This is a genomic window from Bradyrhizobium ganzhouense (genome assembly GCF_049949285.1).
Taxonomy (GTDB): Bacteria; Pseudomonadota; Alphaproteobacteria; order Rhizobiales; family Xanthobacteraceae; genus Bradyrhizobium; species Bradyrhizobium ganzhouense.
The window spans coordinates 928,648-948,330 of record NZ_CP181318.1; the positions used below are offsets into that span (position 1 = coordinate 928,648).

The window sequence follows — 19,683 nt, forward strand, 5'->3', positions numbered from 1 at the left end:
CGCGGTAGCGCCCTATCGTCCTAAGGCGCTGGTCGCGCCCGATCTCATTTTCCCTGCAAATCTAGCGCGTTAGGCGGATGGAGGCGACAGCGAAATGCCCGGTGGGGGCGGAAACTGGGGTTGTCGTTAAGCACGGAGAGAGTCCCCGTGGGATACCCCTCTCCCTGACCCTCCCCCCGCAAGGGGGGAGGGAACGGAGGGAGCGTTGCTCGTTGCAACAGGGATCAAGCTCCGCGATGTACGGTTGCGCCTAAGCGATGTGAGGTGAGCAGACTGTCTCGCTCCCTCCCCCCTTGCGGCAGGGCTATCGCATGTGGCCGAGGAGCTCAAAAAGAAAGGCATCGTTCCAGCCGGCGCGCTTGAGCTTGAGGCGCAAGGAGGTGGTGGTGTCGGGGTGAGCCCTGGCCACATTGAGGGCAAGTCTTCTGAGTACGGCAAGGTTGGCCGGACCGTTGTCCTTGCGGTTGCGGGCCAGATCCTCGTCGAGGATGACATCGAGCGGCCAGTGCAGGCCGTTTTCGATGGTCCAATGGGTGCGAACAATGCGCAGAACCTCCGTGCGACTGTAGTTTTGGCTCATCAGGAAGTAGCGCTCGACGGCTTTGTCCTTGCCGCGCTTGCTGCTGATCTGCGCGACGGCTTTGAGGCCAGGGAAGTTGTGCGTCTTCTCCATGTCCTTGACCGGCACGACAAGCGCGCTGCGCTTTTCCTTGCGCCCATGATCTGCATCGGTGGTGGCAACCGGCTTCTTGCCCTTGCGGGCCGCTGCGGCAATCGCCGCCTTGGCGTCGGCCAGCAGAGCGGGCTGGTTCTCCTTCACTGCCAGCACGTAATCGCCGCCCCGTGCCACGATCTGCTTGGCCATCTCGCGATGACAGTGCAGCGCATCGGCTGTCACGATGCACCCCTTGAGTTGCAGCAGTTCGAGCAATTGCAAGGCGCCGGCGGCTTCGTTGTTGTTCGGCGCCAGAACATTGGCCAGCGCCATGCGCGTCTGCGCCGCCCACGCCGTCACCATGATCGGCGGCATGTGGCTTTTGCCGCGCTCGTAGCCCCGCCGCAGCGCCTTGCCATCCAGTGCGATCACGCCCTGCGGCCGTGCGATCTTCGCGCCCTCGGCGAAGGCTTCCATAAAGCGCCGGAACGCTGTCTCGAACGCCTTTGGATCGAGCATACGGAACACGCGACTGAACGTGTCATGACTTGGCAGCCCATGCTTGAGCACCAGCACGTCCTGCCAAAGATAGGCCTTCAGCCGTGCAAACAACGCCATGTCGGTGCAACTCGTCGCTCCGCACAACGTCGCCATCAGCGCAATGAACAAAAGCTCTGTCAGATCATGCAGCGCATTGTCCGCCCGCGGGTCAGGCAGGTCTTCGAAGCACTCCGAGAATCGATCCATCGGCCGCTCCTGCCAATTCAGGAGCCTCCTTCAGAATCGATTTCTGTCCAAATCGCAATGCCTTACAGAGAACGCTCACATGCGATTCCCCTGCCCCTTGCGGGGGATGGTTGGGGAGAGGGGTAGCTCCGGGGATAGTGCGGATGAGTTAGGGAGCAGCTAACAGCCTACTCCGCCGCCAGCGACTTCTCGCGCAGCCGCAGGCCCAGACGGTCCCACACCTGCAGCAGCGCTTCGGCGAGCTGATCGATCAGGCCATCGTCGTGATAGGGCGAGGGCGTGATGCGCAGGCGCTCGGTGCCCTTGGCGACGGTCGGATAGTTGATCGGCTGGATATAGATGCCGTGATCCTCGAGCAGCATATCCGAGGCCTGCTTGCACTTCTCGGGGTTGCCGACGAACAGCGGCACGATGTGCGTGTCGTTCGACATCACCGGCAGGCCGGCAGCATTGAGGATCGCCTTGACGCGCGCGGCGCGGTCCTGGTGGCGCTCGCGCTCCCAGCTCGAGGTCTTCAGGTGCTTGATCGCGGCGGTCGCGGCCGAGCAGATCGCCGGCGGCAGCGCGGTGGTGAAGATGAAGCCCGGCGCGTAGGAGCGCACGGCGTCGATGATCTGGCCGTTGGCGGCGATGTAGCCGCCGAGGCAGCCGAACGCTTTCGCCAGCGTGCCTTCGAGAAGGTCGATGCGATGCATCACGCCGTCACGCTCGGCGATGCCGCCGCCGCGCGGGCCGTACATGCCGACGGCGTGAACCTCGTCGACATACGTCATCGCATTATATTTTTCGGCGAGATCGCAGATCTTGGCGAGCGGCGCGACGTCGCCGTCCATGGAGTAGAGGCTCTCGCAGGCGATCAGCTTCGGCCGGTTTGGACCGGCCGCCTTCAACAGCGCTTCGAGATCGGCGAGATCGTTGTGGCGGAACACTTGCCGCTCGCAGCCGGACTGGCGGATGCCCTCGATCATCGAATTGTGGTTGAGCTCGTCCGACAGGATCAGGCAGTTCGGAATGAGCTTTGCGATGGTGGCGATGCCGGTCTGGTTCGAGACATAGCCCGACGTGAACAGCAGCGCCGCTTCCTTGCCGTGGAGGTCGGCGAGCTCGGCTTCGAGCTGTACCAGCGGATGATGCGTGCCGGCGATGTTGCGGGTGCCGCCTGCGCCGGTGCCGACGCGGGTTGCGGTCTCGACCATGGCGCCGACCACTTTCGGGTGCTGGCCCATGCCGAGGTAGTCGTTGGAGCACCAGATCACGACGTCGCGCTTGCCCTTTGGCGAGTGCCAAACCGCATGCGGGAACCGGCCGGCCGTGCGCTCCAGATCGGCGAACACGCGGTAGCGGCGCTCGGTATGGAGGCGATCAAGGGCGGAATTGAAGAACTGGGCGTAATCCATCGGTGCAACCTGGGACGGAACTGACCAAAAGGGCGCATCTACTTAGAGCTTTTCCAGCTCTAGTGTCTACGCGCTATCCCACATTTGGGCGTGAGGGGCATCTGGGCAAAATGCCCTATCGTGCGATTTGAAACTTGATCCCGATCAAGTCCCCGCGACCTGTAATGCTGCTTTGCAGCATCAGTCTGTTCCCTCTCCCCCGCAGCAGGGCGAGGTGAAGACAACGCTCACGTCGTCCTGAACCGGAGCACGCCGTCCCTGGTCTCGGCGGTCAGCCGTCCCTCGACAATCATGTAGTTGACGTGGGCAACGAGCTCGCCGGCGGCAAAGCCCATCTGGTGCTCGTCCAGCACGTGCTTGTTGAACACCACAGGCACCAGCGCGCGCGAGGTCTGCGGCACCTCGCGGCAGGCTTCCGCGATCAGGCGGCACCGCTCCTCGTGGTGGTCGGCGAGCTGCTTGATGCGGGTCTTCAGTCCGTAGAACGGCACGCCGTGGCCGGGCAGCACCAGCAGATCATAGGGCAGGGTGGTGGTGAGGCTCGCGAGCGACGCCAGATATTCGCCGAGCGAGTTCTGGTCGGGCTCGACGGCCCACACGCTGACGTTCGGCGAGATCTTGCTCAGCACCTGGTCGGCGGAGAGGAACAGCTTGTCGTCGGCGCAATACAGCATCACCTGGTCGAGCGCATGGCCGCCGCCGGTGATCACCTTGAAGCGGCGCGTGCCGATCACGACCTCGTCGCCGTGCGAGATGCGGCGGTAGGACGGCGGCAGCACCGAGACGCGCTTGAGATAATCCTGGCCGCGGCCGAGCAGCTTTTCGGTGAGCGACTCGTCCATGCCGTGACGGCGGAAGAACAATCGCTGCGCCTCGCGCCGCTCCTCGGTGCCGCGGTTCTGGTGATAGACCGATTGCAGATATTCGACCTGCGACATCACCAGCGGACAGTTGAACCGTTCGACGATCCATCCGGCAAGGCCGACATGATCGGGGTGCGAGTGGGTGACGATGAGGCGCGTGATGTTAACGCCCTTCAGCGGGCCCTCGAACAGTTTTGTCCAGGCCTCGATCGTCTCCTCGTTGCCGAAGCCGGCATCGACCATCGCATGGCCGTCGCCATCGGCGAGCAGATAGATGTTCACATGGTTGAGGCGGAACGGCAGCTTCAGCCGCGCCCATAATACGCCGGGCCTGACCTCCACGACCTCTTCGTGGCCGGGATGCTGGTCCCAGGGATAACGCAGGGCCTCGGCCGAGGACTGCACGGTGTCGGTTTTTGCGTTCATGCTACCGGCTTAAACCCAGCGCGGGCGGGGCGCCAGCCGAAAAAGGGCGCGCGGCGGCCATCGCATGGCCGTCATACCGGCAGATTTTCCGTAGCCCGGATTGCGCTGCGCGAAATCCGGGCCACGGGACGGCGTCCTTACGCCGCCCGCATGTTGTTGAGGAACGCGTCGATCTCTCCGCGCAGCATGTCGGCCTCGCGACGGAGGGCGTCCGACGCACTCAGCACCTCGGTCGCCGCCGCACCGGCTTCGGCCGACGCCGTGGAGACGCCGACGATATTGCTGGAGACTTCGCTGGTGCCGCCGGCCGCATGCTGGATGTTGCGGGCGATCTCGCGGGTCGCTGCACCCTGTTCCTCGACGGCAGCCGCGATGGTGGTGGTGACGTTGTCGATCTCGCCGATGATCCGGCCGATGCCCTGGATGGCGCCGACGGCCGAGGTCGTGACCTGCTGCATGCTGGCGATCTGGGTGCGGATCTCTTCCGTCGCCTTCGCGGTCTGGCTGGCGAGGCTCTTCACCTCGGAAGCGACCACCGCAAAGCCGCGGCCGGCCTCGCCCGCGCGCGCCGCCTCGATGGTGGCGTTGAGCGCGAGCAGATTGGTCTGCGACGCAATGGTCTGGATCAGATCGACCACGACGCTGATGCGGCTTGCGCTGTCGGCGAGGCTCTGCACCGTGGCGTCGGTGGCACCGGCTTCGTCGACGGCCTTCTTGGCAATCGCGGCCGAGGTGACGACCTGCTTGCTGATCTCCTCGATCGAGGACGACAGCTGCTCGGTGCCTGATGACACGGTCTGCACGTTGACCGAAGTTTCCTCCGCGGCCGAGGCGACCGCGTTCACCAACGCATTGGACTGATCGGCTGTCGTCGACATGCTCTGCGCGGTCGACTGCATCGAATTGGCCGACTGCGCGAGATTGTCGAGCGCGGAGCGCACCGTGCCCTCGAACTCGGCGATCTTGGCCTCCATCTGCGCAGCACGCTCGGCCTTGACGACACGATCCTTGTCCTGCTCGCTGGCAAGCGCCCGGGCCTCGATCATGCTGTCGCGGAATACCGTCAGCGTCTCCTTCATCGCGCCGATCTCGTCATTCTGCCGGGAGCGGACGATCTCGGTGTCGAGGTCGCCGGCCGAGAGCAGCTGCATGGCACGCTGAAGCTCGCGGATCCGGCGCAGGATGTTGCGGCCGACATAGAGCCAGACGAACAGGGCCGAGCCGACCAGCGTCAGCGCGCCCAGTGCCAGCACGCTCGAGGTCGCGAGCGAGATCTCCTGGCGCGCCTGGAAGGTCGACGCGTTGGTTTCCTTCTGTACACCGTCGACGAGCGCCTGCACGCTGATGCCGAGCCCGACATTGAGCTTGCGCGTCTCGTCCAGGATGGTCTGGCCGTAGTCGATGGCGTCGAGCTCTTTCTCGCGGATCTTGAACACGCCGGTCTTGCCCTCGCCGTAAGCGAACAGCTTTTGCGCGGCGTCGCGCACGGGCTGCATCGAGGGAAAGTTCGGAAGGTCCTCGAGGTTCGACTTGACGCGGTCGCGAGTCGCCTTGAACTCCTTCTCGATTGCTTCGAGCGTGTCGCTGTTGTTGGCCGAGAGCGCCGCCATCATGTCGGCGGCCATCAGATTGCCGTTGGCGGAGACGGTCGAGATCTGGGCGACGGTGCGGGCGGCTTCAGAGGCATCGTCCGCGGAGAGGTCGGCGGCGCCGAGGATTGCGCTCAGGCGCGTCTGCGCATCCAGCATTGCGGGGCCGGCGGCGCCGACGAAGGCGAGCTGTGCCTTTCGCAGCGCGTCATACTGTTTGTCGTGTAGCGCGCCGGTGTCGAGCCGTTCGCGTGCGGCCGACACCAGGCTCTGCGTCGCCTCGTCGATGCTCTTGACGGTGTCGCGTAGCGCGCTTGCGGTCTGCTGGTCGGCGCCGAGCTCGATGATCTCGCCGAGCTTGGCCATCGCGAGCTGCTGGATCTCCTGCACCTTCTTGGTGCGCTCCTTCAGCGCCTCGTCGGACGGCGATGCCAGCAGGCCCGGACCTTGCGCCGCGAGCGTTGCGCTCTGCGAGGCGAGCTGAAGGCTTGCGGAGAGGCGCGGGATGTCGCGGCCGCTCAGATCCATCATGGTCGACCCCAGATGGTTGAACACGAAGCCGGCGCCGGCTGCGATCACGAGGCCCATGCCTGCAATCACCGCGAACGCCGCAAACAGGCTGCCGCGCAGGCCCCATTTCGGCATTTTGAAACGAGGTTTGAAACGGCCAACGCTGAGACGGATCGCCATCGAAAATTCCCCCACGCCCTTAATCTTATAATTTCGCCGCGGAGTATCCTTGGCGCGGGTTAAAAAATCGCAAGTTGCACAATTGCTTGGCTAGTTCCGCAGAGCGAAAAAGAAAGGGCCGGCAGTGCTGCCGGCCCTTGATAGCGAAGGGATATTGTAAGGCGCGATCAGTAGCGCGCGACCATCGGGCTCGCCCAGTTGAAGCGGTAGTTGAGGCCGGCCTTAAAGGTGTGGTCGTCGGTGGTGAAGTTGCCGGTGCCGACCAGCGGACCCGCGGTGAAGTGCGCGTCGCCGAAATTGTAGTACTGGTACTCGGCCTTGGCCGACCAGTTCGGCGCGAACATGTATTCGAGGCCGGCGCCGACGGTGTAGCCGTTGCGGTGATCGCCCGTGATGATGAAGGCGGCCGGCACGCCGCCGATCGTCACCTTCTCGTTGTTGTCGGAATAGGCATAGCCGCCCTTCACGTAGACCAGGCCCGGGCCCCAGGTGTAGCCGACGCGACCGGTGATCGAGCCGAGGCCGCGCTGGTCGTTGGTGTAGGCCACGCCGCCCGGGAACACCGCGCCGACATTGCCGGAGAGCCAGGAATACTGAGCTTCAGCGCCGACCACGAAGTTCGGGTTGACCTGCCAGTCTGCACCAGCCTGCAGACCACCGAGGAAACGGCCGTTGCCGTTGTTGCCGGTGGAGAGGCCGTTGAAATTGTTGTCGCTCGAGAACGCGCCGCCGACATGCGCGCCGATATAGAAGCCGGTCCAGTTGTAGATCGGCGCGGCATAGGCCGGCGCCTTGTTGTAATAGGGGCGGGCGCCGAGATCGGCACCGATGGCCGGCGCAGCCGCGCCCAATGCCAGCAGCGCAACGGTCGCAAACAGAATCTTCTTCATAGTCCTAACTCCAACACTAAGGTCCCCGGCAAGCGCGCTGTCCGCGCCGCGTTGGTTTTGCAGATAGCTCGCTTTTAACGAAAATGCTGTCACATGCATGGCACAGCGGCGCCCAACCTAACTTATTGGGGGCTAAATGATTTTCGTGATTAATGCCGGCTTAAGAAGTGGTGAAGGAAGGCTTAACTCAGGAGCCGCCTGGTAACCTGCGCGCGCGTCTCGTTAACCAAGACGCCGCAGCACCTCGTCGCGCATCTGCGCGCGGAACGCCGCGCGCTTCGCTGGCCGGTCCTCCACGCGCACGTCGTGGCGATCGAAGATGTCGAACTTCTCCAGGATCGGATAGCGCTCGCTCGCCATCGCAAGCACGCGCAGCACCTTGGTCGCGGCCTGCGTCGGCCCGCTCACCTCCCAGCGCCGGATCGTGTCGGCACCGCTCTTTTCCGGCAAGGCACACAGTTTCGCCATGTCGGCCGCGGTGAGCTTGCGCGCGATGGCGTCGGAGAGGTCGGCGCGGAGTTGCTTCAGTTCAGGACCCGTCATGTCACCTCAAGACGCGAAGTCGTCGAAGCGCATGCAGTACCGCTGATTCGGGTCGATCCGAAGGCGGGCATGATCGTGGTCATGTGCCCGAGCCGGTGCGGCGTCATCGCGCTCCGGCACATTTCCGCGCACACGGAGTTATGAACGGCGGCCTATGGGAATTCTTCGATGAATGAACACATTGCCCAACAAGCCAGCAGCGAACGAAGGGATCAGTCATGACAACGACCAGGCTCGTCATTGCCGCACTCATCACGACTGGACTGCTTGCCGCGCCGTTCGCGGCTGAAGCGAAGAAGGTCCGATCGAGCAGACACCACTACAGCACGAGCGTGACGGCCCCGAGCTATGGCGGCGCCGGATCGGCGGCGGTGCAGCCGAGGGCGTCTTACGGGTCGTCCGGCCAGACGGTCGGGACGGTCACGGCGCCATCGATCGGAACGTATAATTGGCCCTCGGTCGGCGTCACCAACGCGGTCCCGACCTGGAGCAACACCAATCCGAAGTAAGAGGGCTAGTCTCTGCGCGAGGGACGTTGCAGCCTAGCCTTGACGGACGTGGCCTATGTTCCGCCTATCCGCCGAAGTGCAGGCTCACCTGGCGTCGGAACAGCACTCTCACATAGGGTGACGCTGCAAGGCCGGCTCAGGCGCGGAGGCGGCGGTGATCGATACCTCCAGCGGCGAACGCTGCGCGATCCACCGCCGATATTGTCGCGTCCGGAATGCGGTGGCGGCTTGTTGCAGGATCAATGCCCGTAGCGGCGACACCTTTGGATCCGGTCCTCGGCCTCGGCTCAATCGCCGCAACTGGAATTTGACGACGGCCATGTTCGCGAGCGAAGCCAGAGTCTTGTTCTTCCAGGTGATCGGCGGAAGCCGGGGCGCACTGTCCTTGCCGAGACGCCAGTCGCGCGGCAGATGCGGGTCGATCGCCAGCGCGGTGCCGATACCGACCATGTCGATCCCGCTGTCGAGCACCTCGTCGGCAACCGCGCGACGACGGATGCCTCCGGTGATCATCAGCGGCATCCTCGCCACCGTCTTGATGTCGCGGGCAAACTCCAGAAAGTAGGCCTCGCGGGCGAGTGTCCTTCCATCGCGCGACTGCCCCTGCATTGCCGGTGCTTCATAGCTCCCGCCAGAGAGCTCCACGAGGTCCACGCCGAGATGGTTGAGCATCTCCACCACTTGGTGAGCGTCATCGCTGCTGAAGCCGCCGCGCTGGAAGTCGGCGGAGTTGAGCTTGACCGCGACCGCGAAGCCCGCGGATACCTTGGCGCGAACGGCCTTCACGATCTCCAGCAGCAGCCGCGCCCGGTTCTCGAGCGAGCCGCCCCATGCATCCGTTCGTCGGTTGGCGAGCGGCGACAGGAATTGGCTGAGCAGATAGCCGTGAGCGGCATGAATCTCCACCCCGGTGAATCCGGCCTGCTCTCCCAGTTGCGCCGTTCGTGCAAACCGCCTGATGACGTCAGCGATGACATCCTCGGTCATCGCCTCCGGCACGGCGAAACGGTTGGACATCTTGCCGAGATCCATCGCGACCGCCGAGGGTGCAAACGTCTTCTGCCCAAGGTTGGCCTGCATCTGGCGGCCCGGATGGTTGATCTGAAGCCAGACTTGCGCGCCTCCTGCGCGGCCGATCTCGGCCCAGCGCCTGAACCTGTCCAAATGTCTGTCGTCTTCGAGCACGACACCGCCCGGACCCGTCATCGCGCGCCCGTCGACCATCACATTACCGGTGATGATCAGGCCGACCTCGCCATCGGCCCAGGATGTGTAGAGCCGCATCAATTCTTCCGACGGCGCCTGGTCCGCGTCGGCCATGTTCTCTTCCATTGCTGCCTTGGCGATACGGTTAGGGATGACCGAACCGTTGGGGAGCGTCAGCTTCTCGAACACTTTCATGGAACCCATCTCGTCGAAACCTTGTCTTGATCGTGGTCCGACCCTACCCTTAAAGTTAACTTTAAGGTCAACCCCCCTTCGAGGTTCGGCATGAGGATTGGAGAACTGGCGACCCGCAGCGGCCTGACCGCGTCGCGCATCCGCTTTTACGAAGCGAGCGGCCTGATCAGCGCCGTCGAGCGTGGCGCCAACAATTATCGCGACTACACGCCGGACGCTGTCTTGCTGTTGGAGATCATCACCAGCGCGCAGAATGCCGGGTTCTCGCTCGAAGAGATTCGCCGTCTGATGCCGCTGAGGTTCGATGCCTGTCGCCATGACGAGCTCGTCGGCGCGCTCAGGCGGAAGGTTGCCGAAATCGAGGCACTGCAAGAGCGTCTGGCAGAAAGCCGGGAACGCCTGCACGCCATCATCGAGACCATCGAGACCAAGCCGGAGGGGTTGAGCTGCGGCGACAATGCGAAGCGGGTGATGACCCGCTTCCGCAAACAGAGCGTGCCGGCGCCAAAGACGCGAAGAGCGCCCCGCACAAGGTCGTCCTAGCCGGAACGGTTCAACGTTAGCCTTCCGCGCTGCCTGCCGTGATCCCGAACACGAGGCAGGTCGTGGTCGCATGCGCGATCAGCCGGCCTTTGGCATCGGTAATGCGCGCTTCGGCGGTGGCGACGCGGCGGCCGGCATTGAGCACCCGGCCTTCGGTGCGGACTGTGCCGCTGGCTTCGCTCATGCCGCGCACGAACGAGATCTTGAATTCCAGCGTGGTGTAGCCGGTGCCCGCAGGCAGCGTGCTCTGCACCGCAAGTCCCATTGCGGAATCCAGCAGGATCGCGGCATAGCCGCCGTGAACCGAGCCGATCGGATTGTAATGACGCAGGCCCGGCACGCTATGGATCACAACGGCGCCCGGCTCGGCCGTGCAGTCGAACGGCTCGACTGTCTGCATGATCGGCGGCTCCGGCAATTGCCGTGCGAAGATGGCGCGGACGAAATCGAGCCCCGGCATCGACGCCATCACCTCAAGAGGCACGACACCGTATTCGGTTGCCTGCTTGCCGGAACTGCCGTCGACCATCGCTAGCCTCCACAGCGTCATGCCCGGACTTGGTCCGGGCATGTTCATTCTTCCGAAGGATGCGTTGGCGGGTCAAGACCGAGAGCGGATCTAGGCTCCCCGGCCGCCCTGCTGGCCGATCACGCAGCGCCATCCCGCCAGCCGCTCGGCCGGATGCTGGTTCATCCATTCGGCGAGCTGTGGCGCGCCCATCATGCAGGACTGCATCGAGACGTCGGCGAAGTCCGACGTGGTGACGATCTGCTCGTGGCAATTTCCTGGAGTCGAGAGACTGCAGAGCACAGCAATGATCTTGATCACGCCAGATTTCCCACGTCGCCGCCGGCCGCACGGCTGATCGTCGTCGTGTCCTGCCGCTCGCCAGCCGGATCGGCCGGCGGGAAAATGCTGTCGTAGATCGCGCGGGCCTCCTGGATGAGACGAATGCGCTCGCGCTCGGATTTCGAGATAAACTGAATAACCTGGCCCATGTCGGCCTCCAAATAGATCCTCGCTCCATCATCAGATGATGGAAATCATTCCATTCGAATATGGTGTGCCGGCTTCAGCTTTGCAGCTGTGCGGGCGGTCACAAGGGATAAAAAGGCCGTGACCGCCTTGCGCCTAAGGCGGACCGGGATACCAAAGCGATAGGCCGACCTTTGCAACGTATGTGTTCGGCCGAAGTCGCTTCGCGAAGTGTTGAGCGCCGCAATGAGATGGCGTGGCGGCACATTTTTGCGCGCGTGGCGTTGTAAGGTTGCTCAGTGCACGAGCGGTTCGACGAGGGAACGGCCGACGCGGCTGAGGGACCACGCCCGAAAGGATCAGCCATGAAGAAAATAAGAAACTCCGTTGCCGCCTTGATTGCTCTCGGATTTGCAGCATCGCCATTCGCCGCAAGCGCGCAGACGTCCGCGGTGGGCACACCAAACAACACGAGCGGAAGCTCCGGAGCGCCAGCAACGCAAGGCAGCGCGACGTATGGGAGTTCCGGACAGACCGTTGGGACCGTTACGGCACCATCGATCGGATCCTATAACCGGCCCTCGGTCGGCGTGACGAACTCGGTCCCCACCTGGAACAACACCAATCCGCAGGCCAGGTAGTCGCCGCAATCAACCGCTTCACGCCGCCGGCGCGCGCTCCTTCTGCCCCGGCACCGCCGCGAGCAACTCGCGTGTGTAGGGATGTTCCGGCGCGGCGAAGAGCTGCGCGGTCGGCTTCAGTTCGACGATGGCGCCACGCTGCATCACCGCGATGCGGTCGCAGATCTGGGCAGCCACGCGCAGATCGTGGGTGATGAACAGCATCGAAAGGCCGAGGCGCCCCTTGAGGTCTTCGAGCAGCCGCAGCACCTGCGCCTGCACGGAGACGTCGAGCGCGGAGACGGCTTCGTCGGCGACGACGATCTCGGGCTCGAGCGCGAGCGCGCGCGCAATGCCGATGCGCTGGCGCTGGCCGCCGGAGAATTCATGCGGATAGCGCTCGAGCGCGCCGGCGTCCAAGCCCACCATCTTGAGGAGATCGCGAGCGCGGTCGAATGCGACCTTCGGATCGGTGCCGGCCGCGATCGGGCCGTCAGCGATGATGTGGCCGATCTTGCGGCGCGGATTGAGCGAGGCGAACGGATCCTGAAAAATCATCTGGATGCGATGGCGCTCGGCACGCAGTCCCTTGCCCGAAAGCTGCGTGAGATCGGTGTCGCCGATCCGCACCGTGCCGCGATCGGCCTCGATCAGCCGCATCACCAGGCGTGCCACCGACGATTTGCCGGAGCCGGATTCGCCGACGAGGCCGAGCGTCTCGCCCTTGAGGATGTTGAAGTTCACCGCGCGCGCGGCATCGACGCGACGGTCTTCGCGAAACCAGCCGCCCGAGGTCACGTAGGTCTTGTCCAGCCCAATCACCTCGACAGCTCTCGCCTGATCGTCGAGCGGCGCGCGCGCCGGCGGCTGCATCGACGGCACGGCCGCAAGCAGCGCCTTAGTGTAATCGTGCTGTGGTTCGTTGAAGACGGTCGCGGCCGGGCCTTCCTCGACGACCTTGCCGTGCCTGAGCACCACGACCTGGTCGGCGATGTCGGCAACGACACCAAAGTCGTGGGTGATGAACATCACCGCCATGTTGCGATTGCGCTGGAGGTTGCGGATCAGTTTCAGGATCTGCGCCTGCGTGGTGACGTCGAGTGCGGTGGTCGGCTCGTCGGCGACCAGCACGGCCGGCTCGAGTGCGAGCGCCATTGCAATCATGGCGCGCTGGCGCTGGCCGCCGGAGAGCTGGTGCGGATAGGCACGCACGATGCGTTCGGGGTCGGGCAGGCCGACCTCGCGCGCCAGCGACAGCGCCTTCGCGCGCCGCTCCCTGGGCGTGAGCAGGCCGTGCGCCTCGAACATCTCCGCCATCTGGTCGCCGATCCGCATCAACGGATTGAGCGCGGTCATCGGCTCCTGGAAGATCATCGCGAGCCGGCGGCCGCGCAAATCGCGCCAGCCGTCATCATCGAGCTTGAGCAGGTCGCGCCCTTCGAACTGGATCTCGCCTGAGGTGATACTCACAGTATCGGGCAGCAGGCCCATCAGCGCATGCGCGCACATCGACTTGCCGGAGCCGGATTCGCCCACGACGCAGACGATCTTGCCGGGCCGGAGATCGAGCGAGACGCCGTCGACGGCGAAGGGACGTTCGGCGCCCTTGGGCAAGGCGATCCGCAGATTCTTGATGGAGACGGCGGGCGGGGCGGTCATCATCAGCGTCCCTCGCGTGACAGGCGCGGATTGAGCGCGTCGTTGAGGCCTTCGCCGATCAGGTTCAGTCCGAGCACCGAGATCAGGATCGCGACGCCGGGAAACACCGTGATCCACCAGGCCTGGCGGATCACGGTGCGACCGGCGCCGACCATGTAGCCCCAGGAGATCAGATTGGGATCGCCCAGCCCGAGGAAGGACAGCGAGGATTCCAGGAGGATTGCGGTCGCCACCATCAGCGAGGCCAGCACGATCACCGGCGACAGCGCGTTGGGCAGGATCTCGCGCAGGATGATCCAGGTGTTGCTCTGTCCGGTGACCACGGCGGCCTGGACATATTCGCGCGTGCGCAGCGACAGCACCTCGCCGCGGACGAGGCGCGCGACAGGCGGCCAGCTCACCACCGCGATCGAGGCCACGATCGAATAGATCGACGGCTGCAGAATCGCGACCAGCACGATCGCGAGCGCAAAACTCGGAATGGTCTGGAAGAACTCGGTGAAGCGCATCAGCGCGTCGTCGACCTTGCCGCCGAAATAGCCGGCCATGGCGCCGATGGGAACGCCGACGACCAGTGCGACCAGCGTGGACACGAGGCCGACCAGCAGCGAGACGCGTGCGCCAAAGATCATGCCGGCGAATACGTCGCGGCCAAGCGCGTCGGTGCCGAGCGGCACGGCCGCGAGCGTGAAGGGCGGGAGGAACGGCCGCTGCACCATGCGCCAGGGCGAGTTCGGGAACAGCAGCGGCCCGAACACCGCAACCGAGATGGCAAGCAGAAGGATGACGAGTCCGATGACGCCGCTCGGGCTCTTCAGCATCGATTTCCAAAACTGTTTCATGCGGCGAATTCGATGCGTGGGTCGACCAGGCGATAGACGAGGTCGGTGATGAGGTTGAAGATCAGCACCATGACCGAGCAGGTCACGAAGACGCCGAGCAGCAGATTGTAGTCACGCTGCAGCAGTGCGTCGTACATCAGCCGCCCGATGCCGGGCCAGGCGAACACGGTCTCGGTGATGACGGCGCCGCCGATCAGCGTGCCGGCATGCACGCCGGCGAGCGTCACGACGGGCAGCAGCGCGTTGCGCAGCACGTGGCGGCGCTGGATCACGGCATCGCTGAGGCCTTTGGCGCGGGCGGTCTTGACGAAGTCGAGCCGCTTCACCTCCAGCATCGAGGCGCGCGTCATGCGGGTGTAGGTCGCCATGAAGAACAGGCCGAGCGTCATCGCCGGCATGATCAGGTGCTTTGCGACGTCGACCACATGGGCAAGGCCGGTGAGGTTGGCGCCGACCGTCTCGTAACCGAAGCTCGGCAGCCAGTCGACCGTAACCGAGAACAGCAGGATTCCCATCAGCGCCACCCAGAAGATCGGCATGGCGTAGAAGATCAGCGCGAAGATGGTGATGGCGGTGTCGAGGAAGGTCCCGGCGAAGCGGGCGGCGAAGGTGCCGAAGAGAACCCCGAGCGCGAGCGAGATCGCGAAGGCGGTCAGCGTCAACAACAGCGTTGCCGGCAGCCGTTCCAGGATCAACTTCGACACCGGCGCCTGCTGGCGGAAGGAGAAACCGAGGTCGAAGGTCGCGATGCCCTTGACGTAAATGAACAGTTGCTCGGGCAGCGGCTTGTCGAGGCCGAACTTTTCGCGGAGCTGCTGGACGAAGACCTGGTCGCTGGCACCGGCCTCGCCCGCCATCACGACGGCGGGGTCGCCGGGTGCAAGCCGGATCAGGAAGAAATTGAGGACGACGATCGCGAGCAGGACGATCACGCCCTTCACGACACGCTGAGCGACGAAGGAGAGCATCTTAGAGAGACATATCTTGTAACGTGACCTGGAGCCGCGGTGATGGTGGGCTCCCTCGCCCCGCGTGCGGGGAGAGGGTTGGGGTGAGGGGGACTCTCCGCGAGGGTATCAGCAGTTGGATTCGTGGAGACTCCCCCTCACCCGAATGTGCGCTAAGCGCACGTTCGACCTCTCCCCGCACGCGGGGAGAGGTGAAGAAGAGAGCGGCGCTCACTTGTCGAGCCATGCGTCCTTGAAGCCGTCATTGACCCCGATCCCGGTGGTGATCAGGTTCTTGACCTTGCAGCGCGTGATGGTCGGGAATTGCAATTCCAGCATCCAGGCCACCGGCACGTCCTCGACCAGGATCTTCTGCGCCTTCTCGTAGATCTCCTTGCGCTTGGAGTCCGGGGTCGCGACCGCGCCGTCGGCAAACAGCTTGTCGATCTCGGGATTCGAATAGCCCTCGACGTTGTTGAACACCTGGCCCTTGGCGATGGCGCTGGAGACGTAGTTGCGCCCGACCCCGAGTGCGGGATCGCCGTACTGGTAGAGATAGGTGAAGGCGATGTCGTAATCCCAGTCGCCGATCTTCTGGTTGCCGCCGGCAACGTCGGTCGAGATGGTCTCGATGTTCATGCCGACGTCCATGAGGTTCTGCTTCACGGCTTCACCCCAGCGCTGCCAGGTCTCGCCATAGGCGAGCGGCAACAGTCGGATCTTCTCGCCCTTGTAGCCGGCTTCCTTCAGCAGCGCCTTGGCCTTGGCCGGATCGTACGGATATTTCGGCACGTCGTCGGTGTAGAACTTGATGGTCGACGCGGACGGGCCGGTCGCGACCTTGCCGAGCCCGTTCCAGATCACGTCCTTGGCGAAGTCGCGGTCGATCGCATACATGACCGCCTGGCGGACCCGCTTGTCGGCGAGCGGGCCCTGGCGGTTGTTCAGCCACAGCCACGCCAGCGGCGAGAAGAACTCCCAGCCCGCGCCGGTGACGCAGGTGTCCTTCAGCTTGGACAGCCGGGGCACGTCAAAGTTCTCGACCGAGCCGCCGGGCAGCACGTCGACCTTGCCGGTCTCATAGGCCACCGAACGCGCGGCGGCGTCGGGGATGATCTGCCAGTAGATCTCGTCGATATAGGGCTTGCCCTTCTCGTAATAGTTCGGGTTCTTGACCAGCCGAATGAACGAGCCCTTCTGCCATTCCTTGAACATGAAGGGGCCGGTGCCGACCGGCGCGTTGTTGTAGGGATTGGTCTTCCAATCGGTGCCGTCATAGAGATGTTTTGGCACCATCGGCATCGAGCCAACCTCGAAGATGCCGAGGAACGGGCCGAACGGCTGCTTCAGCGTGAAGACGACCGTGTAATCGTCGGGCGCCTCGACCTTGTCGACCTGCGCAAGGTTGTTGCGGGCGCGCGCGTGCGTCTGCTTGAGCATCTCGACCGAGAACAGCACGTCGGCCGCGGTGAAGGGCTTGCCGTCATGCCAGGTGACGCCCTTCCGGAGCTTGAAGGTGTAGGTCTTGGCGTCCTCGCTGACGCTCCAGCTCTCGGCGAGTTCCGGAAGCGGCTCGAGCTTGGGGCTGTAGCGCAGCAGGCCTTCGAAGATGTTGCCCGACACCATCTGGGTCGGACCGTTCTGAATCATCGCAAGCATCAGGCCGGGCGGCTCAGGCTGGATCACCGCGTTGATCACACCCCCCGTCTTCGGCTCTTGCGCCAGTGCCGAGGCCGTGAGGCCGCAAGCCAGGAGGAGACCAAGCAACACTCGTTTCGACATGTCGTATCTTTCTCAAGCGAGACCGGCCGCAAACGCTTCGCGACGTCCTCGCGCGCGAAGCCACGGCCGGCCCATCCCAGTCCCCATCCATCATCGAGGCTCACATAGTCTCATTCCGCGCCGCAAGATGAAAGTCTCAACAGTGTTCGCACAAAAAATGTACAGCACGTCCTGTTTTCACTTGATTCATTGTCCTGTCACGGAGACAAGTCGGCCCATGGACAACGCCACCCGCTCCGAACGATCCCGCAATGCTGCGCTCGAAGCAGCCATCGCGATCATCGCGCGCGACGGCCCCGGCCGGCTGACGCTCGATGCGATCGCGCGCGAGAGCGGCCTGAGCAAGGGCGGCGTGATGCACCAGTTCCGCACCAAGGAAGCGGTGCTGAAGGCGCTGCTCGAGCGGCAGATGGCGCATTTCGAGGAATTCTCGACCCGCTACATGGCGAAGGTGAGCGCAACCTCGGCGAATCCCAATCTGGCGACCCAGCTTGCCACCGTGCGGGAAGCGGCGACATCGCCGAATTCCGCCGCGCTGGCGCTCGTTGCGGCCATGGTCGAGAACCCCAGCCTGATGATGTTGCCGCGTGAGCGGGAGATGAAGCGGGTGGCGGCCATCAAGGCGGAGTCCGCCGATCCCGACCTCGCGCTGCTGCGCTGGGCTGCGGCGCGGGGATTGCTGTTGAGCTCGCTGTTCGGCATGTCGCCGCTCAGCAAGGACGAGCATGATCGCCTGTTCGCGCGTTTGCTCGACGATGGGCAGTGGGCCGGCGTCGAACAGCCGGCCAAGGAACGGCCGGCCAAGGAACAGCCGGCCAAGGAACAGCCGGCCAAGACACGCGTCGCCAAATCCGCGGCGCCTGCGGCAAAGGCCGCAACCCCGCGCAAACGCGCCTGATTCATCGTTAACAAAGTCCGACCGACCGCTGCCCAAAGCCGCGCCTGCGGCCAAATGCGCCAGGGCGTCGTCTTCGCACTTTACAAACCAACTGGTCGGTTTTATAAATGGAAGCACTGAGGCGGCCCAAGGCAACTGACATGGCCCCGGACGATGCCTTGGGTTGGCAATGGTGAGCGCCGCAGCCGCGTCTGGTCCCGCACGCGGCTGCGGTCGCCTTTGCCGTTCGACAAGCCGCAAGAGGAGTGCCTGGAATGGATCGCTCGATCGCGCTGCGCGGTCTGGGAACGCTGATGCTTGGCGTGGCCGTGACCGGCTGCGCCTCTGTCGCGCCCGTGCCCTATTCGGAGATGGCGTCCTCGGCCTACATGGCGCCGGACAAGTCGGACGCCTCCGGCCGCGTGCCTTACCGCTATTCCACGCCGGTCGACTGGCGCGCTTATAACAAAGTGATCCTCGAACCTGTCGTGGTCTATCGCGGCAAGGATCATCAGTTCGGCGACATGTCCGACCAGGACAAGGCGACGCTCGCCGCCTACATGCAGACCCGCTTCGCTGAGCGACTGCGTGGCCGCTTCATGCTGGTGCGCGAGCGCGCGCCGAATACCCTGCGGATAAGGCTGACGCTCACCGGCGCGGTCACCAACACGCCGGTGCTCGGCACGCTCTCCCGCTTCGACATGGCCGGCGCGGTCTACAACGGTGTGCAGGCGGCGCGCGACGGCGAGGGCATGATGACCGGCTCGGTCATCTACGGCGTCGAGATCTTCGATGCGTCGACCTCACGCCTGATCAGCGCCTACGTCACCAAGCAATACCCCGGCGCCTACGACATCAAGGCCAGCGTCGGCGCGCTCGCGGCCGCCAATGCCGGCGTCGACAAGGGCGCCGACGCGCTGATGGCGCAACTGAACTGACGCCGCAACCCAATCAACGAAAGGTGCCGCTGATGAACCTCCTCCTACGCTTCGTGCTGCGCGTCGCCATCACCATCGCGATGATGATTCTTGGCGGTCGCGTCGGCGCCGTCACGCCCAACGATCCCAGCGGCACCTGGCTCGTCGAGGATGGCCGCGCCCGCATCAGGCTCGAGCGCTGCGGCCCGTCGCGCGACCGCATCTGCGGCTTCATCGTCTGGATGAAGGAGCCGGCCGACAAGCGCGGCCAGCCTCTTCGCGACAAGGAAAATCCCGACCTCGACAAGCGCGCCCGTGCGCTGCTCGGCCACCAGTTGATCATGGGCCTGCAGGCGACGCCGGAGGGGCGGTTCGCCGGCGACATCTACAACGCCGAGGACGGCAAGTTCTATTCGGTCTCGCTCTGGCGCGAAACCGCCGACCGCCTCAAGCTCAAGGGTTGCCTGATCAAGCTGTTGTGCCAGACTCAGACCTGGCAGCAGACCCTCGACGTCCAGCCCGGCCAACTCATCGGCCTCACCGGCGATCTCAATGGTCCCCGTGCCGACAAGGAATGGGCGCAAGTGCCGCCGCCAAAGCCGATGCAGGCCAAGGCGAAGTAGGGGTAGGTCCGCACGGTCTCCCTCTCTCGGCCGAGTCCGGCAGCGTCGCCACGAATTCCGTCATTGCGAGCGCAGCGAAGCAATCCAGAATCCCTCCGTGGAAAGACTCTGGATTGCTTCGCTACGCTCGCAATGACGATGTGGAGACAGTTGTGTGCGAACCGGCGGTGGCGTTGCCGAGCGCGGC

The 19,683-nt window shown here is 64.3% G+C and carries 20 protein-coding genes and 1 pseudogene; 7 read left to right on the forward strand and 14 right to left on the reverse strand.

Annotated features, from left to right (window positions below; translation table 11 throughout):
- Nucleotides 1–304: 304 nt before the first annotated feature.
- The 6 genes from ACLFLU_RS04315 to ACLFLU_RS04340 form a co-directional block, all read right to left on the reverse strand.
- A complete protein-coding gene (locus ACLFLU_RS04315) occupies nt 305–1,402 on the reverse strand; it encodes an ISAs1 family transposase (RefSeq protein WP_426408912.1) in 1,098 nt (365 codons plus the stop codon).
- A gap of 167 nt (nt 1,403–1,569) precedes the next feature.
- On the reverse strand, nt 1,570–2,799 hold the full coding sequence (hemA, locus tag ACLFLU_RS04320; protein ID WP_426411107.1) for a 5-aminolevulinate synthase: 1,230 nt from the start codon (nt 2,797–2,799) through the stop codon (nt 1,570–1,572).
- A gap of 227 nt (nt 2,800–3,026) precedes the next feature.
- Nucleotides 3,027–4,088 (reverse strand): MBL fold metallo-hydrolase, encoded by a 1,062-nt coding sequence (locus ACLFLU_RS04325; protein ID WP_426411108.1) that lies wholly within the window; start codon nt 4,086–4,088, stop codon nt 3,027–3,029.
- Between the two features lie 137 nt (nt 4,089–4,225).
- Nucleotides 4,226–6,367, reverse strand: coding sequence for a methyl-accepting chemotaxis protein (locus tag ACLFLU_RS04330; protein WP_426411109.1), 2,142 nt, complete (start codon nt 6,365–6,367; stop codon nt 4,226–4,228).
- Between the two features lie 167 nt (nt 6,368–6,534).
- The gene (locus ACLFLU_RS04335) at nt 6,535–7,257 is read right to left on the reverse strand and encodes an outer membrane protein (protein WP_426411110.1); all 723 of its coding nucleotides are present in this window, start codon (nt 7,255–7,257) and stop codon (nt 6,535–6,537) included.
- 222 nt (nt 7,258–7,479) lie between these two features.
- Nucleotides 7,480–7,800 carry a hypothetical protein gene (locus ACLFLU_RS04340; protein ID WP_426411111.1) on the reverse strand — a complete coding sequence of 107 codons (321 nt, stop codon included), beginning with the start codon at nt 7,798–7,800 and terminating at the stop codon, nt 7,480–7,482.
- Nucleotides 7,801–8,018: 218 nt separating this feature from the next.
- Between ACLFLU_RS04340 and ACLFLU_RS04345 the strand changes: the two genes are divergently transcribed.
- On the forward strand, nt 8,019–8,309 hold the full coding sequence (locus ACLFLU_RS04345; RefSeq protein WP_426411112.1) for a hypothetical protein: 291 nt from the start codon (nt 8,019–8,021) through the stop codon (nt 8,307–8,309).
- 108 nt (nt 8,310–8,417) lie between these two features.
- On the opposite strand, the gene ACLFLU_RS04350 is transcribed toward ACLFLU_RS04345, so the two are convergent.
- Nucleotides 8,418–9,710, reverse strand: a complete 1,293-nt coding sequence (locus ACLFLU_RS04350; RefSeq protein WP_426411113.1) for an NADH:flavin oxidoreductase/NADH oxidase family protein — start codon at nt 9,708–9,710, stop codon at nt 8,418–8,420.
- A gap of 90 nt (nt 9,711–9,800) precedes the next feature.
- Here ACLFLU_RS04350 and ACLFLU_RS04355 point away from each other — a divergent pair.
- Both ACLFLU_RS04355 and ACLFLU_RS04360 read left to right on the forward strand, forming a co-directional pair.
- Nucleotides 9,801–9,944, forward strand: a pseudogene (locus ACLFLU_RS04355) (MerR family DNA-binding transcriptional regulator); the annotation flags it as partial.
- 54 nt (nt 9,945–9,998) lie between these two features.
- Nucleotides 9,999–10,253, forward strand: coding sequence for a hypothetical protein (locus ACLFLU_RS04360; protein ID WP_426414216.1), 255 nt, complete (start codon nt 9,999–10,001; stop codon nt 10,251–10,253).
- 16 nt (nt 10,254–10,269) lie between these two features.
- On the opposite strand, the gene ACLFLU_RS04365 is transcribed toward ACLFLU_RS04360, so the two are convergent.
- The 3 genes from ACLFLU_RS04365 to ACLFLU_RS04375 all read right to left on the reverse strand — a co-directional run bounded on the left by ACLFLU_RS04365 (nt 10,270) and on the right by ACLFLU_RS04375 (nt 11,264).
- On the reverse strand, nt 10,270–10,782 hold the full coding sequence (locus ACLFLU_RS04365; RefSeq protein ID WP_426414217.1) for a PaaI family thioesterase: 513 nt from the start codon (nt 10,780–10,782) through the stop codon (nt 10,270–10,272).
- Between the two features lie 90 nt (nt 10,783–10,872).
- Nucleotides 10,873–11,082: a hypothetical protein gene (locus ACLFLU_RS04370; RefSeq protein ID WP_426411114.1), complete on the reverse strand. Its 210-nt coding sequence runs from the start codon at nt 11,080–11,082 to the stop codon at nt 10,873–10,875.
- Nucleotides 11,079–11,264, reverse strand: a complete 186-nt coding sequence (locus ACLFLU_RS04375) for a hypothetical protein (protein ID WP_426414235.1) — start codon at nt 11,262–11,264, stop codon at nt 11,079–11,081. The genes ACLFLU_RS04370 and ACLFLU_RS04375 overlap by 4 nt, the downstream gene beginning before the upstream one ends.
- Before the next feature lie 330 nt (nt 11,265–11,594).
- Here ACLFLU_RS04375 and ACLFLU_RS04380 point away from each other — a divergent pair, with 330 nt between their 5' ends.
- Nucleotides 11,595–11,870: a hypothetical protein gene (locus ACLFLU_RS04380; protein WP_426411115.1), complete on the forward strand. Its 276-nt coding sequence runs from the start codon at nt 11,595–11,597 to the stop codon at nt 11,868–11,870.
- 18 nt (nt 11,871–11,888) lie between these two features.
- Here ACLFLU_RS04380 and ACLFLU_RS04385 read toward each other — a convergent pair whose 3' ends face one another.
- From ACLFLU_RS04385 to ACLFLU_RS04400, 4 genes are all read right to left on the reverse strand, one after another.
- Nucleotides 11,889–13,508, reverse strand: a complete 1,620-nt coding sequence (locus tag ACLFLU_RS04385; protein ID WP_426414218.1) for an ABC transporter ATP-binding protein — start codon at nt 13,506–13,508, stop codon at nt 11,889–11,891.
- Nucleotides 13,509–13,510: 2 nt separating this feature from the next.
- Nucleotides 13,511–14,350 carry an ABC transporter permease gene (locus ACLFLU_RS04390; RefSeq protein WP_426411116.1) on the reverse strand — a complete coding sequence of 280 codons (840 nt, stop codon included), beginning with the start codon at nt 14,348–14,350 and terminating at the stop codon, nt 13,511–13,513.
- A complete protein-coding gene (locus ACLFLU_RS04395; RefSeq protein ID WP_426411117.1) occupies nt 14,347–15,318 on the reverse strand; it encodes an ABC transporter permease in 972 nt (323 codons plus the stop codon). Before ACLFLU_RS04395 ends, ACLFLU_RS04390 begins: the two co-directional genes overlap by 4 nt.
- 210 nt (nt 15,319–15,528) lie before the next feature.
- Nucleotides 15,529–17,079, reverse strand: coding sequence for an ABC transporter substrate-binding protein (locus tag ACLFLU_RS04400; protein ID WP_426411118.1), 1,551 nt, complete (start codon nt 17,077–17,079; stop codon nt 15,529–15,531).
- A 217-nt stretch (nt 17,080–17,296) separates the two neighbouring features.
- Here ACLFLU_RS04400 and ACLFLU_RS04405 point away from each other — a divergent pair, with 217 nt between their 5' ends.
- The 3 genes from ACLFLU_RS04405 (at nt 17,297) to ACLFLU_RS04415 (ending at nt 19,496) form a co-directional block, all read left to right on the forward strand.
- Nucleotides 17,297–17,977: a TetR/AcrR family transcriptional regulator gene (locus tag ACLFLU_RS04405; protein ID WP_426411119.1), complete on the forward strand. Its 681-nt coding sequence runs from the start codon at nt 17,297–17,299 to the stop codon at nt 17,975–17,977.
- 254 nt (nt 17,978–18,231) lie between these two features.
- A complete protein-coding gene (locus tag ACLFLU_RS04410; protein ID WP_426411120.1) occupies nt 18,232–18,894 on the forward strand; it encodes a DUF3313 domain-containing protein in 663 nt (220 codons plus the stop codon).
- 32 nt (nt 18,895–18,926) lie between these two features.
- Nucleotides 18,927–19,496, forward strand: a complete 570-nt coding sequence (locus ACLFLU_RS04415) for a DUF2147 domain-containing protein (RefSeq protein WP_426411121.1) — start codon at nt 18,927–18,929, stop codon at nt 19,494–19,496.
- Nucleotides 19,497–19,683 lie beyond the last annotated feature (187 nt).

What these genes read in the sequence shown, in the direction of transcription:
- ACLFLU_RS04395 (WP_426411117.1), bottom strand. Translation starts at nt 15,318, where the DNA reads ATGCTCTCCTTCGTCGCTCAGCGTGTCGTGAAGGGCGTGATCGTCCTG.
- ACLFLU_RS04400 (WP_426411118.1), bottom strand. Translation starts at nt 17,079, where the DNA reads ATGTCGAAACGAGTGTTGCTTGGTCTCCTCCTGGCTTGCGGCCTCACG.
- ACLFLU_RS04405 (WP_426411119.1), top strand. Translation starts at nt 17,297, where the DNA reads ATGGACAACGCCACCCGCTCCGAACGATCCCGCAATGCTGCGCTCGAA.
- ACLFLU_RS04325 (WP_426411108.1), bottom strand. Translation starts at nt 4,088, where the DNA reads ATGAACGCAAAAACCGACACCGTGCAGTCCTCGGCCGAGGCCCTGCGT.
- ACLFLU_RS04415 (WP_426411121.1), top strand. Translation starts at nt 18,927, where the DNA reads ATGAACCTCCTCCTACGCTTCGTGCTGCGCGTCGCCATCACCATCGCG.
- ACLFLU_RS04385 (WP_426414218.1), bottom strand. Translation starts at nt 13,508, where the DNA reads ATGACCGCCCCGCCCGCCGTCTCCATCAAGAATCTGCGGATCGCCTTG.
- ACLFLU_RS04315 (WP_426408912.1), bottom strand. Translation starts at nt 1,402, where the DNA reads ATGGATCGATTCTCGGAGTGCTTCGAAGACCTGCCTGACCCGCGGGCG.
- ACLFLU_RS04410 (WP_426411120.1), top strand. Translation starts at nt 18,232, where the DNA reads ATGGATCGCTCGATCGCGCTGCGCGGTCTGGGAACGCTGATGCTTGGC.
- ACLFLU_RS04365 (WP_426414217.1), bottom strand. Translation starts at nt 10,782, where the DNA reads ATGGTCGACGGCAGTTCCGGCAAGCAGGCAACCGAATACGGTGTCGTG.
- ACLFLU_RS04390 (WP_426411116.1), bottom strand. Translation starts at nt 14,350, where the DNA reads ATGAAACAGTTTTGGAAATCGATGCTGAAGAGCCCGAGCGGCGTCATC.
- ACLFLU_RS04345 (WP_426411112.1), top strand. Translation starts at nt 8,019, where the DNA reads ATGACAACGACCAGGCTCGTCATTGCCGCACTCATCACGACTGGACTG.
- ACLFLU_RS04340 (WP_426411111.1), bottom strand. Translation starts at nt 7,800, where the DNA reads ATGACGGGTCCTGAACTGAAGCAACTCCGCGCCGACCTCTCCGACGCC.
- ACLFLU_RS04350 (WP_426411113.1), bottom strand. Translation starts at nt 9,710, where the DNA reads ATGAAAGTGTTCGAGAAGCTGACGCTCCCCAACGGTTCGGTCATCCCT.
- ACLFLU_RS04360 (WP_426414216.1), top strand. Translation starts at nt 9,999, where the DNA reads ATGCCGCTGAGGTTCGATGCCTGTCGCCATGACGAGCTCGTCGGCGCG.
- ACLFLU_RS04335 (WP_426411110.1), bottom strand. Translation starts at nt 7,257, where the DNA reads ATGAAGAAGATTCTGTTTGCGACCGTTGCGCTGCTGGCATTGGGCGCG.
- hemA (WP_426411107.1), bottom strand. Translation starts at nt 2,799, where the DNA reads ATGGATTACGCCCAGTTCTTCAATTCCGCCCTTGATCGCCTCCATACC.
- ACLFLU_RS04330 (WP_426411109.1), bottom strand. Translation starts at nt 6,367, where the DNA reads ATGGCGATCCGTCTCAGCGTTGGCCGTTTCAAACCTCGTTTCAAAATG.
- ACLFLU_RS04380 (WP_426411115.1), top strand. Translation starts at nt 11,595, where the DNA reads ATGAAGAAAATAAGAAACTCCGTTGCCGCCTTGATTGCTCTCGGATTT.